The 17,441-nt window shown below is 53.2% G+C and carries 14 protein-coding genes; 10 read left to right on the top strand and 4 right to left on the bottom strand.

The window, feature by feature from the left end; genetic code table 11:
• Nucleotides 1-265: 265 nt before the first annotated feature.
• Nucleotides 266-1,888: a phosphoenolpyruvate carboxykinase (ATP) gene (gene pckA, locus ACU8XX_RS01600; RefSeq protein WP_016241670.1), complete on the top strand. Its 1,623-nt coding sequence runs from the start codon at nt 266-268 to the stop codon at nt 1,886-1,888.
• A 75-nt stretch (nt 1,889-1,963) separates the two neighbouring features.
• Here the strand turns inward: pckA and envZ are convergent, their stop codons facing one another.
• Nucleotides 1,964-3,316 (bottom strand): two-component system sensor histidine kinase EnvZ, encoded by a 1,353-nt coding sequence (envZ, locus tag ACU8XX_RS01595; RefSeq protein WP_001253696.1) that lies wholly within the window; start codon nt 3,314-3,316, stop codon nt 1,964-1,966.
• Nucleotides 3,313-4,032: an osmolarity response regulator transcription factor OmpR gene (gene ompR, locus ACU8XX_RS01590; RefSeq protein ID WP_001157751.1), complete on the bottom strand. Its 720-nt coding sequence runs from the start codon at nt 4,030-4,032 to the stop codon at nt 3,313-3,315. Before ompR ends, envZ begins: the two co-directional genes overlap by 4 nt.
• Before the next feature lie 227 nt (nt 4,033-4,259).
• On the opposite strand from ompR, the gene greB reads away from it, so the two are divergent.
• The 6 genes from greB (at nt 4,260) to rpnA (ending at nt 11,474) form a co-directional block, all read left to right on the top strand.
• Nucleotides 4,260-4,736 (top strand): transcription elongation factor GreB, encoded by a 477-nt coding sequence (greB, locus tag ACU8XX_RS01585; protein ID WP_000856737.1) that lies wholly within the window; start codon nt 4,260-4,262, stop codon nt 4,734-4,736.
• Between the two features lie 96 nt (nt 4,737-4,832).
• Nucleotides 4,833-7,154 carry a Tex family protein gene (locus tag ACU8XX_RS01580; RefSeq protein ID WP_089640240.1) on the top strand — a complete coding sequence of 774 codons (2,322 nt, stop codon included), beginning with the start codon at nt 4,833-4,835 and terminating at the stop codon, nt 7,152-7,154.
• Between the two features lie 437 nt (nt 7,155-7,591).
• Nucleotides 7,592-7,819 (top strand): ferrous iron transporter A, encoded by a 228-nt coding sequence (feoA, locus tag ACU8XX_RS01575; protein ID WP_001200455.1) that lies wholly within the window; start codon nt 7,592-7,594, stop codon nt 7,817-7,819.
• Between the two features lie 16 nt (nt 7,820-7,835).
• Nucleotides 7,836-10,157, top strand: a complete 2,322-nt coding sequence (gene feoB, locus ACU8XX_RS01570; RefSeq protein ID WP_000737007.1) for a Fe(2+) transporter permease subunit FeoB — start codon at nt 7,836-7,838, stop codon at nt 10,155-10,157.
• Nucleotides 10,157-10,393, top strand: coding sequence for a [Fe-S]-dependent transcriptional repressor FeoC (feoC, locus tag ACU8XX_RS01565; protein ID WP_000157586.1), 237 nt, complete (start codon nt 10,157-10,159; stop codon nt 10,391-10,393). Before feoB ends, feoC begins: the two co-directional genes overlap by 1 nt.
• A gap of 202 nt (nt 10,394-10,595) precedes the next feature.
• Nucleotides 10,596-11,474, top strand: coding sequence for a recombination-promoting nuclease RpnA (gene rpnA / locus ACU8XX_RS01560; RefSeq protein ID WP_032174339.1), 879 nt, complete (start codon nt 10,596-10,598; stop codon nt 11,472-11,474).
• Nucleotides 11,475-11,500: 26 nt separating this feature from the next.
• On the opposite strand, the gene bioH is transcribed toward rpnA, so the two are convergent.
• The gene (gene bioH, locus ACU8XX_RS01555; protein ID WP_001060098.1) at nt 11,501-12,271 is read right to left on the bottom strand and encodes a pimeloyl-ACP methyl ester esterase BioH; all 771 of its coding nucleotides are present in this window, start codon (nt 12,269-12,271) and stop codon (nt 11,501-11,503) included.
• A 37-nt stretch (nt 12,272-12,308) separates the two neighbouring features.
• Here bioH and gntX point away from each other — a divergent pair, with 37 nt between their 5' ends.
• The 3 genes from gntX to gntT all read left to right on the top strand — a co-directional run bounded on the left by gntX (nt 12,309) and on the right by gntT (nt 15,303).
• Nucleotides 12,309-12,992: a DNA utilization protein GntX gene (gene gntX, locus ACU8XX_RS01550; protein WP_001309008.1), complete on the top strand. Its 684-nt coding sequence runs from the start codon at nt 12,309-12,311 to the stop codon at nt 12,990-12,992.
• Nucleotides 12,993-13,050: 58 nt separating this feature from the next.
• Complete coding sequence (nfuA, locus tag ACU8XX_RS01545; RefSeq protein ID WP_240765340.1) at nt 13,051-13,626, top strand: Fe-S biogenesis protein NfuA; 576 nt, start codon at nt 13,051-13,053, stop codon at nt 13,624-13,626.
• A gap of 360 nt (nt 13,627-13,986) precedes the next feature.
• Entirely contained in the window at nt 13,987-15,303 is a 1,317-nt protein-coding gene (gntT, locus tag ACU8XX_RS01540) for a gluconate transporter (protein ID WP_016241671.1), read from the top strand.
• Nucleotides 15,304-15,347: 44 nt separating this feature from the next.
• Here the strand turns inward: gntT and malQ are convergent, their stop codons facing one another.
• Complete coding sequence (malQ, locus tag ACU8XX_RS01535) at nt 15,348-17,432, bottom strand: 4-alpha-glucanotransferase (RefSeq protein WP_000444340.1); 2,085 nt, start codon at nt 17,430-17,432, stop codon at nt 15,348-15,350.
• Between the last annotated feature and the right edge of the window lie 9 nt (nt 17,433-17,441).

Genomic DNA, 17,441 nt, shown 5'->3' with positions numbered 1-17,441 from the left:
TTGAATTTGCATCAATTTCATTCAGGAATGCGATTCCACTCACAATATTCCCGCCATATAAACCAAGATTTAACCTTTTGAGAACATTTTCCACACCTAAAATGCTATTTCTGCGATAATAGCAACCGTTTCGTGACAGGAATCACGGAGTTTTTTGTCAAATATGAATTTCTCCAGATACGTAAATCTATGAGCCTTGTCGCGGTTAACACCCCCAAAAAGACTTTACTATTCAGGCAATACATATTGGCTAAGGAGCAGTGAAATGCGCGTTAACAATGGTTTGACCCCGCAAGAACTCGAGGCTTATGGTATCAGTGACGTACATGATATCGTTTACAACCCAAGCTACGACCTGCTGTATCAGGAAGAGCTCGATCCGAGCCTGACAGGTTATGAGCGCGGGGTGTTAACTAATCTGGGTGCCGTTGCCGTCGATACCGGGATCTTCACCGGTCGTTCACCAAAAGATAAGTATATCGTCCGTGACGATACCACTCGCGATACTTTCTGGTGGGCAGACAAAGGCAAAGGTAAGAACGACAACAAACCTCTCTCTCCGGAAACCTGGCAGCATCTGAAAGGCCTGGTGACCAGGCAGCTTTCCGGCAAACGTCTGTTCGTTGTCGACGCTTTCTGTGGTGCGAACCCGGATACTCGTCTTTCCGTCCGTTTCATCACCGAAGTGGCCTGGCAGGCGCATTTTGTCAAAAACATGTTTATTCGCCCGAGCGATGAAGAACTGGCAGGTTTCAAACCAGACTTTATCGTTATGAACGGCGCGAAGTGCACTAACCCGCAGTGGAAAGAACAGGGTCTCAACTCCGAAAACTTCGTGGCGTTTAACCTGACCGAGCGCATGCAGCTGATTGGCGGCACCTGGTACGGCGGCGAAATGAAGAAAGGGATGTTCTCGATGATGAACTACCTGCTGCCGCTGAAAGGTATCGCTTCTATGCACTGCTCCGCCAACGTTGGTGAGAAAGGCGATGTTGCGGTGTTCTTCGGCCTTTCCGGCACCGGTAAAACCACCCTTTCCACCGACCCGAAACGTCGCCTGATTGGCGATGACGAACACGGCTGGGACGATGACGGCGTGTTTAACTTCGAAGGCGGCTGCTACGCAAAAACTATCAAGCTGTCGAAAGAAGCGGAACCTGAAATCTACAACGCTATCCGTCGTGATGCGTTGCTGGAAAACGTCACCGTGCGTGAAGATGGCACTATCGACTTTGATGATGGTTCAAAAACCGAGAACACCCGCGTTTCTTATCCGATCTATCACATCGATAACATTGTTAAGCCGGTTTCCAAAGCGGGCCACGCGACTAAGGTTATCTTCCTGACTGCTGATGCTTTCGGCGTGTTGCCGCCGGTTTCTCGCCTGACTGCCGATCAAACCCAGTATCACTTCCTCTCTGGCTTCACCGCCAAACTGGCCGGTACTGAGCGTGGCATCACCGAACCGACGCCAACCTTCTCCGCTTGCTTCGGCGCGGCATTCCTGTCGCTGCACCCGACTCAGTACGCAGAAGTGCTGGTGAAACGTATGCAGGCGGCGGGCGCGCAGGCTTATCTGGTTAACACTGGCTGGAACGGCACTGGCAAACGTATCTCGATTAAAGATACCCGCGCCATTATCGACGCCATCCTCAACGGTTCGCTGGATAATGCAGAAACCTTCACTCTGCCGATGTTTAACCTGGCGATCCCAACCGAACTGCCGGGCGTAGACACGAAGATTCTCGATCCGCGTAACACCTACGCTTCTCCGGAACAGTGGCAGGAAAAAGCCGAAACCCTGGCGAAACTGTTTATCAACAACTTCGATAAATACACCGACACCCCTGCGGGTGCCGCGCTGGTAGCGGCTGGTCCGAAACTGTAATGATTTGAAGCTGGAGAATATCTATCCAGTATCTTATAGAAAGCAAAACGGGAGGCACCTTCGCCTCCCGTTTATTTACCCTTCTTTTGTCGTGCCCTGCGCCCGCGTTACCGGCACTGGCAGCCAGGCGCGAATGGAAAGCCCGCCCCGCTCGCTGGTGCCAAGCTCCAGCATCCCGTTATGGTTATCCACGATACGCTGCACAATTGCCAGCCCTAATCCCGTGCCGCTAATGGTGCGCGCACTGTCGCCGCGGACAAACGGCTGGAACAGGTGCTTACGTTGTTCCGGCGCAATTCCCGGACCGTCATCTTCCACCTGGAACCAGGCGCGATTCGGCTCCGTTCCGCTGCTGACTTTGATCCAGCCATTGCCATAACGGGCGGCGTTGACCACCATATTCGCCACCGCGCGTTTGATCGACAGCGGGTGCATTTTCACTTCAATGCTGCCGGGGTAAAGCGCGGTTTCAATTTCCCGCTCATAGCCACTTTCGGCAGCAATCACCTCACCGAGTACTGCATTAAGATCCGCCATTTCCATCGGCATCTCCTGCCCGGTGCGCAGGTAGTCGATAAACTGCTCAATGATGGCGTTGCACTCTTCGATATCTTTATTGATCGATTCTGCCAGATAGCCATCCTGCTCGCTCATCATCTCAGTCGCCAGGCGAATACGCGTCAGCGGCGTGCGCAAGTCGTGACTTACCCCCGCCATCAGCAGCGTGCGGTCATCCGCCAGTTGCTTAACACCAGCCGCCATATGGTTAAAGGCACGGGTAACGGAACGCACCTCGGACGCGCCATACTCACGCAGCGGCGGCGGAATAATCCCTTTACCAACCTGCAAGGCTGCGTGTTCGAGATCGACCAACGGTCGGTTCTGGATACGAATAAACAGCCACGCCCCGCCTATCGCCAATAGCATAATCGCCAGCGTATAGCGGAACAGCGGAGAGAAATCGCCCTGATGAATTTCGGTCAGCGGCACGCGTACCCAGATATTGGGCGACAGCCAGGTTTTCAGCCAGACGACAGGCGAACTTTTGTTGACCTCAACGCGCACTTCCGTCGGGCCGCCCAGTTGCTGCGCCATCTGATGGCTTAAGAATTCATAGTGTTGCGCCCAACGCAGACCTGCCTCTTCGGCAGCCTCGTTGGAGTAGAGAGAGATCCCCAGCTCACGGTAGATCTCCCGACGGAAAGCGGGAGGCACAACCAACTGCGTGCCGTCCTCCAGTTGCAGTTTGTCGGTCATCAACATACGCACTTCGTACGCGAGGACTTTATTAAACTGCTGGAGGCTCGGCAAAATCGCGAAGTTCAGCACCACCAGATAAGTCGTCACCAGGCTGGCGAACAGCAAGGTGACGATGAGCAATAACGTACGGGCAAATGAACTTCGTGGCGAGAAGCGCAATCGCCTCATGCTTTAGAGCCGTCCGGTACAAAGACGTAGCCCAGACCCCAGACGGTCTGAATGTAACGCGGATGCGCTGGATCTTCTTCCACCATGCGGCGCAGACGCGAAATCTGCACGTCGATGGAGCGTTCCATTGCGGAATATTCACGACCACGGGCAAGGTTCATCAGCTTATCGCGGGAGAGCGGCTCACGCGGATGGCTGACCAGTGCCTTCAGTACCGCAAACTCACCGCTGGTGAGCGGCATCGGCTCGTCTTCGCGGAACATTTCGCGCGTACCGAGGTTAAGTTTGAACTTACCGAAAGCAATTACCGCCTCTTCCTGTGACGGTGCGCCTGGCAGTTCGTTCGCCTGACGACGCAGCACCGCACGGATACGGGCCAGCAGTTCACGCGGGTTAAACGGTTTTGGAATGTAGTCGTCAGCGCCAATCTCCAGGCCTACGATACGGTCCACTTCTTCCCCTTTCGCCGTCACCATAATGATCGGCATCGGGTTGCTCTGACTACGAAGACGTCGGCAAATCGACAAGCCATCTTCACCAGGTAACATTAAATCCAGTACCATAAGATGGAAAGATTCACGAGTCAGCAGGCGATCCATCTGTTCTGCATTAGCGACGCTTCGAACCTGGAAGCCTTGTTCGGTGAGATAACGTTCCAGCAGCGCACGCAGGCGCATGTCGTCATCGACCACCAGAATCTTGTAGTTCTCTTGCATTGTTTGTACTCCCAAAGGTTCGCAACAATTTGTAAGCGTGTATTCTTAAAAAAGCTCACGTTCGTCACCAGCTAAATCTGGTATGAATTTCAGCCTAAATTGTTACAAAGCATATTAAACAGCAGCTTAAGTATACAATTTATTCGGCGAAACATTATTGATTCTGTTGATATGATCACGTTATACCCAATGTGCGCATTATCAAACAGACAAAGGGAATCAACGAGATGAAAACGCCCCTGGTTACCCGGGAAGGGTATGAAAAACTCAAACAAGAGCTTAATTATCTCTGGCGTGAAGAACGCCCGGAGGTCACAAAAAAGGTGACCTGGGCCGCAAGTCTGGGCGACCGCAGCGAAAATGCTGACTATCAGTATAATAAAAAGCGTCTGCGTGAAATCGACCGTCGCGTGCGCTATCTCACTAAATGCCTGGAAAATCTCAAAATCGTCGATTACTCCCCTCAGCAGGAAGGCAAAGTCTTTTTTGGCGCGTGGGTGGAGATTGAAAACGACGATGGCGTGACTCACCGTTTCCGTATTGTCGGCTACGATGAAATTTTTGGCCGTAAAGATTACATCTCTATCGATTCCCCGATGGCCCGCGCATTGCTGAAAAAAGAAGTCGGCGATCTGGCGGTGGTGAATACCCCTGCCGGGGAAGCGAGCTGGTATGTTAATGCTATCGAGTACGTGAAACCGTAAGGAAGAGTCTTAACCTCCTGCCGATGGCTGGCATTTTTGCCAGCCAGTCCGTATAACTATCCCCTGATTTTTGATCCGAAAAGATGAACTCAAACCATGATGAATGATTCGTTCTGCCGCATTATTGCGGGTGAAATTCAGGCGCGCCCGGAACAGGTTGACGCTGCCGTTCGCCTGCTTGACGAAGGGAATACCGTGCCGTTTATCGCACGTTATCGTAAGGAAATCACCGGCGGTCTGGATGACACGCAGCTGCGTAATCTGGAAACGCGTCTGAGCTATCTGCGCGAGCTGGAAGAGAGACGTCAGGCGATCCTCAAGTCCATTTCCGAGCAAGGCAAACTCACCGATGATCTGGCGAAGGCCATCAACGCCACCCTAAGCAAAACCGAACTCGAAGACCTCTACCTGCCCTACAAACCTAAACGCCGCACCCGCGGGCAAATCGCCATTGAAGCAGGGCTTGAGCCGTTGGCTGACCTGCTGTGGAGCGATCCGTCACACACGCCAGAAGTCGCCGCTGCACAATATGTTGATGCCGATAAAGGCGTGGCAGATACCAAAGCCGCGCTGGATGGCGCGCGCTATATCCTGATGGAACGGTTTGCCGAAGATGCCGCGCTGCTGGCGAAAGTGCGTGATTATCTGTGGAAGAACGCGCATTTGGTTTCTACGGTGGTGAGCGGTAAAGAAGAGGAAGGGGCGAAATTCCGCGACTATTTCGATCATCACGAACCGTTGTCCACGGTGCCTTCTCACCGCGCGCTGGCGATGTTCCGTGGGCGTAACGAAGGCGTACTCCAGCTTTCGCTGAATGCCGATCCGCAGTTCGATGAGCCGCCCAAAGAGAGCTATTGCGAGCAAATCATCATGGATCACCTTGGCCTACGCCTGAACAATGCCCCGGCGGATAGCTGGCGCAAAGGCGTAGTGAGCTGGACCTGGCGCATCAAGGTGCTGATGCATCTGGAAACCGAACTGATGGGTACCGTGCGCGAACGCGCGGAAGATGAAGCAATCAACGTCTTTGCCCGTAACCTGCACGATCTGCTGATGGCGGCCCCTGCCGGACTGCGTGCAACGATGGGCCTCGATCCGGGTCTGCGTACTGGGGTAAAAGTGGCGGTGGTCGATGCCACTGGCAAACTGGTAGCGACCGATACCATTTACCCGCACACCGGACAAGCCGCAAAAGCAGCGATGACCGTTGCTGCCTTGTGTGAAAAACATAACGTTGAACTGGTGGCGATCGGCAACGGTACAGCTTCCCGCGAAACTGAACGTTTCTATCTCGACGTGCAGAAGCAGTTCCCGAAAGTGACCGCACAGAAAGTGATCGTCAGCGAAGCTGGCGCGTCGGTTTACTCAGCTTCCGAGCTGGCAGCGCAGGAGTTCCCGGATCTCGACGTTTCGCTGCGTGGCGCGGTGTCTATCGCCCGCCGTTTGCAGGATCCGCTGGCGGAGCTGGTGAAAATCGATCCGAAATCTATCGGCGTAGGTCAGTATCAGCATGACGTCAGCCAGACGCAACTGGCCCGCAAACTGGACGCAGTAGTAGAAGACTGCGTAAACGCCGTTGGCGTCGATCTCAACACTGCTTCTGTTCCGCTGTTAACCCGCGTGGCGGGCCTGACGCGCATGATGGCGCAAAACATCGTGACCTGGCGCGATGAGAACGGCCAGTTCCAGAACCGTCAGCAACTGCTGAAAGTCAGCCGTCTGGGGCCGAAAGCCTTCGAGCAGTGCGCGGGCTTCTTGCGCATTAACCACGGTGATAACCCGCTGGATGCTTCTACCGTCCACCCGGAAGCCTATCCGGTGGTGGAACGCATTCTGGCAGCAACACAGCAGGCACTGAAAGATCTGATGGGTAACAGCAGCGAACTGCGTAACCTGAAAGCGTCTGACTTTACTGATGAAAAATTCGGTGTGCCGACAGTAACTGACATCATCAAAGAGCTGGAAAAACCGGGTCGCGATCCGCGTCCGGAATTTAAAACCGCTCAGTTTGCCGATGGCGTCGAGACAATGAACGACCTGCAACCGGGTATGATCCTCGAAGGTGCGGTGACCAACGTCACCAACTTTGGCGCGTTTGTCGATATCGGCGTGCATCAGGACGGCCTGGTTCACATCTCTTCATTGTCGAACAAGTTTGTGGAAGATCCGCATACCGTGGTGAAAGCGGGCGACATTGTGAAGGTGAAAGTGCTGGAAGTGGATCTTCAGCGTAAACGTATCGCCCTGACTATGCGTCTGGACGAGCAGCCTGGCGAAACCAACGCCCGTCGCGGCGGCGGTAATGAACGCCCGCAAAACAACCGCCCGGCAGCCAAACCACGCGGTCGTGAAGCGCAGCCTGCCGGTAATAGCGCGATGATGGATGCGCTGGCGGCGGCAATGGGCAAAAAACGTTAAACGCCCGGACTGGCCCCTAAACCTGCGCGATAAGGCGTTCACGCCGCATCTGGCAACGAACGCCTTGCCTGACATAAAAGTGCCGGAGAATATCTCCGGCCTTTTTATTCCACAACCAAACTCATAATATATTCCGGCAATATTTATCACTTCATTAACAACTGAAACCTTAATTAAACATTAGCCAGTCCGGGTAATTCACTATTCGAATTATATTTTCGCTGCGATATAACCTTGAGCCACATCAACATTGAGTCAGATTATTATTCAAACCAACATTCGCACACATTTTAAGTATTGCTGATAGAAACCATTCTCATTATCATTGTGTTGTTGATTATTTAATCTCTCCTTTGTTGGCAAATCATCTGGTCTCATGTCGCTGTCAAACGCCCCATGAGGTAGTTATCCAGTTAATGAGAAACAAGTAGGCACCTATGCAATACACTCCAGATACTGCGTGGAAAATCACTGGCTTTTCCCGTGAAATCAGCCCGGCATATCGCCAAAAACTGCTTTCTCTTGGCATGTTACCTGGCTCCTCTTTTAATGTGGTGCGCGTCGCTCCACTCGGCGACCCCATTCATATCGAAACCCGTCGTGTGAGCCTGGTATTACGCAAAAAAGATCTGGCCTTATTAGAAGTGGAAGCGGTTTCCTGTTAATACGGTGATAACAACAATGAAAAAATTAACCATAGGCTTAATTGGTAATCCAAATTCTGGCAAGACAACCTTATTTAACCAGCTCACTGGCGCACGTCAGCGTGTAGGTAACTGGGCTGGCGTTACCGTCGAACGTAAAGAAGGGCAATTCTCCACCACCGATCATCAGGTCACGCTGGTGGACCTGCCCGGCACCTATTCTCTGACCACCATCTCATCGCAGACCTCGCTCGATGAGCAAATCGCCTGTCACTACATTTTGAGTGGCGACGCCGACCTGCTGATTAACGTGGTGGATGCGTCTAACCTTGAGCGTAACCTGTACCTGACGCTACAACTGCTGGAACTCGGCATTCCCTGCATTGTGGCACTGAACATGCTCGACATTGCCGAGAAGCAAAATATTCGTATTGAAATTGATGCTCTGTCGGCGCGTCTGGGCTGTCCGGTGATCCCGCTGGTTTCAACCCGTGGTCGCGGTATTGAAGCGCTCAAGCTGGCGATTGATCGCTATAAAGCTAACGAGAATGTGGAACTGGTGCATTACGCACAGCCGCTGCTCAACGAAGCAGATTCACTGGCAAAAGTGATGCCTTCCGACATCCCGCTGAAACAACGTCGCTGGCTGGGCCTGCAAATGCTGGAAGGCGATATCTACAGCCGCGCCTACGCCGGTGAAGCGTCGCAGCATCTGGATGCCGCCCTCGCCCGTCTGCGTAATGAGATGGACGATCCGGCGCTGCACATTGCCGATGCGCGTTACCAGTGCATTGCTGCCATCTGTGATGTGGTAAGCAACACCCTGACGGCAGAACCCAGCCGTTTCACCACTGCGGTAGATAAAATCGTGCTCAACCGTTTCCTCGGTCTGCCGATTTTCCTCTTTGTGATGTACCTGATGTTCCTGCTGGCTATCAACATCGGCGGGGCGTTACAGCCGCTGTTTGACGTCGGCTCCGTGGCGCTATTTGTGCATGGTATTCAATGGATTGGCTACACGCTCCACTTCCCGGACTGGCTGACTATCTTCCTCGCCCAGGGCCTGGGTGGCGGCATTAACACCGTGCTGCCACTGGTGCCGCAGATTGGCATGATGTACCTGTTCCTCTCCTTCCTTGAGGACTCCGGGTATATGGCGCGTGCGGCGTTTGTGATGGACCGTCTGATGCAGGCGCTGGGCTTGCCGGGGAAATCCTTTGTGCCGCTGATCGTCGGTTTCGGTTGTAACGTACCGTCGGTAATGGGTGCACGTACGCTTGATGCACCGCGTGAACGTCTGATGACCATCATGATGGCACCGTTTATGTCCTGCGGCGCGCGTCTGGCTATCTTCGCAGTATTCGCGGCTGCCTTCTTCGGGCAGAACGGTGCGCTGGCGGTCTTCTCGCTGTATATGCTGGGTATTGTGATGGCGGTGCTGACTGGCCTGATGCTCAAGTACACCATCATGCGCGGTGAAGCGACGCCGTTTGTCATGGAGTTGCCGGTCTATCATGTACCACACGTTAAAAGCCTGATTATCCAGACCTGGCAGCGTCTAAAAGGCTTCGTTCTGCGTGCTGGTAAAGTGATCATCATCGTCAGCATTTTCCTGAGCGCTTTCAACAGCTTCTCGCTGAGCGGGAAAATCGTCGATAACATCAACGACTCGGCGCTGGCGTCCGTCAGCCGGGTGATCACCCCGGTCTTCAAGCCAATTGGCGTGCATGAAGATAACTGGCAGGCAACGGTTGGCCTGTTTACAGGTGCCATGGCGAAAGAAGTGGTAGTGGGTACGCTCAACACCCTCTACACCGCAGAAAATATTCAGGACGAAGAGTTCAATCCGGCAGAGTTTAACCTCGGTGAAGAGCTGTTCAGTGCGATAGATGAAACCTGGCAGAGCCTGAAAGACACCTTCAGCCTTAGCGTACTGATGAACCCCATTGAAGCCAGCAAAGGCGACGGCGAAATGGGTACCGGGGCGATGGGCGTGATGGATCAGAAATTCGGTAGCGCAGCAGCAGCTTACAGCTACCTGATTTTCGTCCTGCTGTATGTACCATGTATCTCGGTGATGGGAGCCATCGCCCGTGAATCAAGCCGTGGCTGGATGGGCTTCTCCATCCTGTGGGGGCTGAATATCGCTTACTCGCTGGCAACATTGTTCTATCAGGTCGCCAGCTACAGTCAGCACCCAACTTACAGCCTGGTGTGCATTCTGGCGGTTATCCTGTTTAACATCGTGGTTATCGGTCTGCTGCGCCGCGCGCGTAGCCGGGTGGATATCGAACTGCTGGCAACCCGCAAGTCGGTAAGTAGTTGCTGCGCAGCCAGCACCACCGGTGATTGCCATTAATGGCTTCACTTATTCAGGTGCGTGATTTGCTGGCGTTACGGGGCCGTATGGAAGCGGCCCAGATAAGCCAGACATTGAACACTCCACAGCCAATGATTAACGCCATGCTGCAACAACTGGAAAGTATGGGCAAAGCCGTGCGGATTCAGGAAGAACCTGACGGCTGCCTCTCCGGCAGTTGTAAAAGCTGCCCGGAAGGAAAAGCCTGTCTGCGCGAGTGGTGGGCGCTGCGTTAACCATACTCCATCGCCTGTTTTGAAAAGCCCGGTATGCGTCTGCATCCGGGCTTTTTTGCGTGCGGCTTTCCATAAAAATGCAATTCTTGCAGCGCGACGTAAGTTCCTCTGAAAGCGTCTCGCAGGGATGAAAACTGGCTAATGCACAGGTGTGGAGTGGCGCGTAGAGTCGCGGCATTCAAACAACAGGTGAAGGAACGCCATGAGCAAAAAGCAGAGTTCCACCCCACACGATGCGCTGTTCAAACTCTTTTTACGCCAACCGGAGACGGCACGCGATTTTCTTGCGTTTCATTTACCGGCACCCATTCACGCGCTCTGTGATATGAAAACCCTCAAGCTGGAGTCGAGCAGCTTTATTGATGACGATCTGCGTGAAAGCTATTCCGATGTGCTGTGGTCGGTGAAAACAGAACAAGGACCAGGATACATCTATTGTCTGATTGAACATCAAAGCACCTCAAACAAACTGATCGCATTTCGCATGATGCGTTACGCTATTGCCGCAATGCAAAATCACCTTGATGCCGGATACAAAACGTTGCCGATGGTGGTGCCATTGTTGTTTTACCACGGTATTGAAAGCCCCTATCCCTATTCGCTGTGTTGGCTGGATTGTTTCGCCGATCCCAAACTGGCAAGGCAGCTTTATGCCTCCGCATTTCCGCTGATTGATGTCACCGTCATGCCTGATGATGAAATCATGCAGCACCGACGTATGGCGCTGCTGGAGTTAATTCAAAAACATATTCGTCAACGCGATCTGATGGGGCTGGTAGAACAAATGGCCTGCTTATTAAGTAGTGGATACGCTAATGACAGACAAATCAAAGGGCTGTTTAATTACATCTTGCAAACCGGCGATGCGGTACGTTTTAACGATTTTATCGACGGCGTTGCCGAACGTTCACCGAAACACAAGGAGAGTTTAATGACTATTGCGGAAAGATTGCGGCAGGAGAGGGAACAATCCAAAGCCTTGCATATAGCCAAAATAATGCTTGAATCCGGAGTCCCTCTTGCAGACATCATGCGCTTTACCGGGCTGTCAGAAGAAGAGTTGGCTGCGGCGAGTCAGTAAAGTTCTGTCTCGCCATTCAAAAGTGCCTACACCCTCTGCTTCAACGCCACCAGCACGTGACGAAACTCGACCGGATGCGAAATAAACGGCGCATGAGCCGCTTTGGCGAAGATGTATGACTCGCTGTGTGGCCAGAGTTTATCCAGCATCGGCACCACTTTTCGCGGCACCAGACCATCGAGATAGCCATACAATCGCAAAAACGGCATGGACACGTTTTGCAGCGGCTGGCGGAGATCGACCGTTTTCAGGATTTCCAGCCCGCCATTAAGCACGTCAACCTCCGGCATCGGTAACGCCAGAACGGTTTTCTTCAACGCCCGCGCATCCTGACGCGCCGTTTCAGTACCCATGGTTTGTAACGCAAGGAACCGTTCCACCGTACGCTGAAAATCATCACTGAGTTGCTGCTGAAATCCCGCCAGCACGTCCGGTTTTATCCCCGGCCACTCGTCACGAGCACTAAAACAAGGTGACGACGCCACGGTGACCAGCGCCTGAACACGCTCGGGATGGGTTAACGCAATCTGGCTTGCCACCAGCCCGCCCAGACTCCAGCCTAACCAAATGGCTTTATCAGGTGCCTGTCGCAGCACGGCTTCGGCCATATCAGCTAGTGACATCGCACCAAATCCCCGGCTACGCCCGAAGCCGGGCAGGTCAACAAGGTGCAGCGTAAAATGCGAGCTCAGTTCCTCGTCAATGCAACGCCACACTTCGGCATTCAGTCCCCATCCGTGCAGCAGCACAAGATGAACATTCCCCTGACCTTTGGTCTGCCACCAGATGTTATTCATCCGCTATTGTTCTCTTTTGACTTACAAGGATGAACATATGCTAACAGTACCAGGATTATGCTGGCTATGCCGAATGCCGCTGGCGTTAGGTCATTGGGGGATTTGTTCGGTCTGCTCACGCGCCGCCCGTACAGATAAAACGTTATGCCCACAATGTGGATTACCCGCCACACACTCACATCTTCCCTGCGGTCGCTGCCTGCAAAAACCACCGCCCTGGCAAAGACTGGTCACGGTTGCCGACTATGCGCCGCCGTTAAGTCCGCTTATCCACCAGCTTAAATTTTCCCGGCGCAGTGAAATCGCCAGCGCCCTGTCACGTCTGTTACTATTGGAAGTCTTACACGCTCGTCGCACCACCGGGTTGCAATTGCCGGATCGCATCATCAGCGTTCCGTTATGGCAGCGGCGTCACTGGCGTCGGGGATTTAATCAGAGCGATTTGCTGTGTCAGCCGTTATCACGCTGGTTGCACTGCCAATGGGATAGCGAAGCCGTCACACGTACACGGGCCACTGCGACCCAGCATTTTCTCAGTGCCCGGCTGCGCAAGCGCAACCTGAAAAATGCCTTTCGTCTTGAATTGCCCGTGCAAGGTCGCCATATGGTGATTGTGGATGATGTCGTTACCACCGGAAGTACCGTCGCAGAGATTGCGCAGTTGCTTTTACGCAATGGTGCGGCGACTGTCCAGGTCTGGTGCCTTTGTCGAACCTTGTAGAGCCTCGATGATGGGCGTATTATAACCAACTAAAATAGTCAACTATTAGGCCATTACTATGATCCGTATTTCCGATGCTGCACAAGCGCACTTTGCCAAACTGCTGGCAAATCAGGAAGAAGGGACACAAATCCGCGTATTTGTGATTAACCCTGGCACGCCTAACGCTGAATGTGGTGTTTCTTATTGTCCGCCGGATGCCGTGGAAGCCACCGATACCGCCCTGAAATTTGACCTGCTGACCGCGTATGTTGATGAGTTAAGCGCACCATACCTGGAAGATGCAGAGATCGATTTTGTTACCGACCAGTTGGGTTCCCAGTTAACGCTGAAAGCCCCGAACGCCAAAATGCGTAAAGTGGCAGACGATGCACCGCTGATGGAGCGCGTGGAGTATATGCTGCAGTCGCAGATCAACCCGCAACTTTCTGGTCACGGTGGTCGCGTTTCGCTGATGGAAATCACCGAAGACGGTTACGCCATTCTGCAATTTGGCGGCGGCTGTAACGGTTGTTCCATGGTGGATGTGACGCTGAAAGAAGGGATCGAGAAGCAGCTGCTAAACGAATTCCCGGAGCTGAAAGGTGTGCGCGATCTCACCGAACACCAGCGCGGCGAACACTCCTACTACTAAGTTATCCCCTCTTTTGTAGATTGCCCGATGCGACGCTAAAGCGTCATTTCGGGCCTACATTGAACATGTGCCAGACGTTGGCGCAGCATTGCTTTGGCAAATCCCTCCCTTCGTTTCCCCGCGATAATATGACCAACCTCTCATAATTTAAATTTACCCCGCTCTGGTGATTCTCAAACGCCAGATGTTACCCGTATCATTCACATGGGTACCAAACATACTCCTGACATCTGACTACAATAATTAGTTTTAGTGGGTATCAGTCGTGGTGCCGCAATATCTCTGTTCCCGATTGGGATAATTAGAGTTTGTCGTCAGAAAATTGACGTTACCCATAACAAATGAAAGGCCAGGTAAATCATGCCATTAGTCATTGTTGCTATCGGTGTAATCTTGTTGTTGCTCCTGATGATCCGCTTCAAAATGAACGGCTTCATCGCTCTCGTCCTCGTGGCGCTTGCTGTTGGATTAATGCAAGGAATGCCGCTGGATAAAGTTATTGGCTCCATCAAAGCCGGTGTCGGCGGGACGCTCGGTAGCCTTGCCCTGATCATGGGTTTTGGCGCAATGCTGGGCAAAATGCTGGCAGACTGCGGTGGCGCACAACGTATCGCCACCACGCTGATTGCCAAATTTGGTAAAAAACACATCCAGTGGGCGGTGGTACTGACCGGTTTTACCGTTGGTTTTGCCCTGTTCTATGAAGTGGGCTTTGTGCTGATGCTGCCGCTGGTGTTTACCATCGCGGCTTCTGCGAATATTCCACTGCTGTATGTTGGTGTACCAATGGCGGCTGCACTGTCTGTGACCCACGGCTTCCTGCCACCGCATCCGGGCCCGACTGCGATTGCCACCATTTTCAATGCCGACATGGGTAAAACCCTGCTGTACGGTACTATTCTGGCAATCCCGACCGTGATTCTCGCCGGTCCGGTTTACGCTCGCGTGTTGAAAGGTATCGATAAGTCAATCCCGGAAGGTCTCTACAGCGCGAAAACCTTCAGCGAAGAAGAGATGCCGAGCTTTGGCGTCAGCGTCTGGACCTCTCTGGTGCCGGTAGTACTGATGGCGATGCGTGCGATTGCCGAAATGATCCTGCCGAAAGGTCACGCTTTCCTGCCGGTAGCGGAGTTCCTCGGTGACCCGGTAATGGCTACGCTGATTGCCGTGCTGATTGCGATGTTCACCTTTGGTCTAAACCGTGGTCGTTCAATGGATCAGATTAACGACACGCTGGTTTCTTCCATCAAAATCATTGCGATGATGCTGTTGATCATCGGTGGTGGCGGTGCGTTCAAGCAGGTGCTGGTAGACAGCGGCGTGGACAAATACATTGCTTCCATGATGCACGAAACCAACATTTCTCCGCTGCTGATGGCCTGGTCGATTGCTGCCGTACTGCGTATCGCGCTGGGTTCCGCAACCGTTGCGGCAATCACTGCGGGTGGTATCGCGGCACCGCTGATTGCAACGACGGGTGTTAGCCCGGAGCTGATGGTTATTGCGGTTGGTTCCGGTAGTGTGATTTTCTCTCATGTGAACGATCCGGGCTTCTGGCTGTTCAAAGAGTACTTTAACCTGACTATCGGCGAGACCATCAAATCCTGGTCGATGCTGGAAACCATTATCTCGGTGTGCGGTCTGGTAGGCTGTCTGCTGCTGAATATGGTGATTTGATAACACTGACTGCCGGATGCATCGCATCCGGCATCAACCGCACTCTACTTCTTCTTCGCTGCAGCTCTGCGCCGTCTGTCCAAATCCTTCAGCAACTTGTTCACGCCATCATCGGCAAACATCGTCTCAAGCGTTGCGGAGAGCTTGCGCCGCCAGTTTTTATACTGGTAACTGGTGCCAGGAATATTCACCGGTTCGGCCATATCCAGCCAGTCTTCCGGCTGTAGTCCTAACAGAGCACTGTTACTGTCGGCAATGTAGCGCTGCAAACCACGATTAAGCGTCGGCGTCATCGACATCAACGATGCCTTATGCCCGGCACGTTTTGGCAGACAACCATATTTATGCAGTGCATCCAGCAGCCCTTGCTTCGCCAGTTCGCGATCCTGATACAGACCGCGCAGTACCACTTCATCCGGATACAGCCCCAGGGTTTTGCCCAGCGTTAGATCCCCGCTCTCCCAGTAGCCGCGTAGCGTAGGCAGGTCATGTGTCGCCGCAACCGCCATCGACTGCTCCGGATACGCTTTCGGTGCACGGAACGTCTTCTCGTGGTCGTTTTCGAAATAGAGCACTTTGTAGGAGTACACACCGCTGCTGCGCAGCTTACCGACAATCTCTACCGGTACGGTACCGAGATCTTCACCAATCACCATACAGCGATGACGTTTACTTTCGAGTGCCAGAATCGAAAGCAGATCATCCACCGGATAGTGAACATACGCGCCCTGATCTGCCGTCTCGCCATACGGTATCCACCACAAACGCAGCATCGACATCACATGGTCAATTCGTAATGCGCCGCAGTTTTGCATATTGGCACGCAACAGCTCGATAAACGGTTCATAGGCACGCGCGGTAATAATATGCGGGTCCATTGGCGGTAATCCCCAGTTCTGCCCCAACGGGCCGAGGATATCCGGCGGCGCGCCAACCGACGCTTTCAGGCAATACAGTTCACGGTCACACCAGGTTTCCGCCCCACCTTCCGCTACGCCAACCGCCAGATCACGATACAAGCCAATCGGCATTTCATAGCCCTGGCTTATCTCCCAGCAGGCGGCAAACTGGCTGTAAGCCAGCCACTGCAACCAGAGATAAAAATCAACGTCATCACGATGTTCTTCGCAGAACTGACGCACTTCTGGTGAATCCACGTTCTGATACATCTCTGGCCATGCAGGCCAGCCCCAGCGCATTTCGTCCTCTTTCACTTGCTGGGCATGTAGCGCATCAAAGGCTGCCTGCCAGAACAGGCTGTCGCCTTGATCTGCAACAAACTGGCGAAACGCGGCCATCTGCTCATCATCACGTTGCGCGAAACCTTTCCACGCCATTCGTAATGCTGTCATTTTTAGGGCGGTAACCGTGGAGTAATCGACCCAGTCGGCATCGCGCGCCTGTTGCAGCGTCTGTTGCGTGGTCGGCAACTGCCACCAGGCCTGAGCCTCTTCGCTAAGATGGAAATCTTCAACGGCGTTAACGTCGATATAAATCACATTCAGCCAACGGCGAGAAGACGGGCTGTATGGGCTGGCACTCTCCGGATTTGCCGGATAGAGCGCATGAATCGGGTTCAGGCCGATGAACGACCCGCCACGTTTTGCCACATCCACCAGCATCGCTTTGAGATCGCCAAAATCCCCAATACCCCAGTTTTTTTCCGATCGCAGCGTATAAAGCTGGACGCAGGCACCCCACAGCTTTTGTTTATTCAGCAACGCCTGCGGTTCGTAACAGCGCTTCGGGGCGACAATCACCCGGCAATGCGCGCGCTGGTCGTCCTGGGTGAGTGTCAGCGTGTGATAACCTTCCGGCAGCTTCGTCGGTAGATTGAACGCTTTGCCCCCCGTTACATGGCCTTTGTACTGTGTTCCTTCTTCGGTGGTCAGCAGCCAGCTATATTCGCCGCTGCCCTCCACCACCATCGGCATTTTTTTGCCGCTGGTATAAACCATGACATTCGGGACTGGCGTTACCGCCACTTTCGTGGCGGTACGTTGATGCATCGCGTCAAGCAAACGCCGTTTGGTTTCGGCGCTAATCGACTGCGGTTTACCGTGGGCATTGATGTAATTGGGGCTAATCCCCGCCGCCAGCGCGGCATTATCCAGACGTTTGCTTTCCATCGAGCTTCC

The sequence above is a fragment of the Escherichia sp. MAL-1 genome (assembly GCF_052948035.1).
Note: the sequence above shows the minus strand (reverse complement) of the source record. Positions and strands in the feature narration are given on the sequence as shown.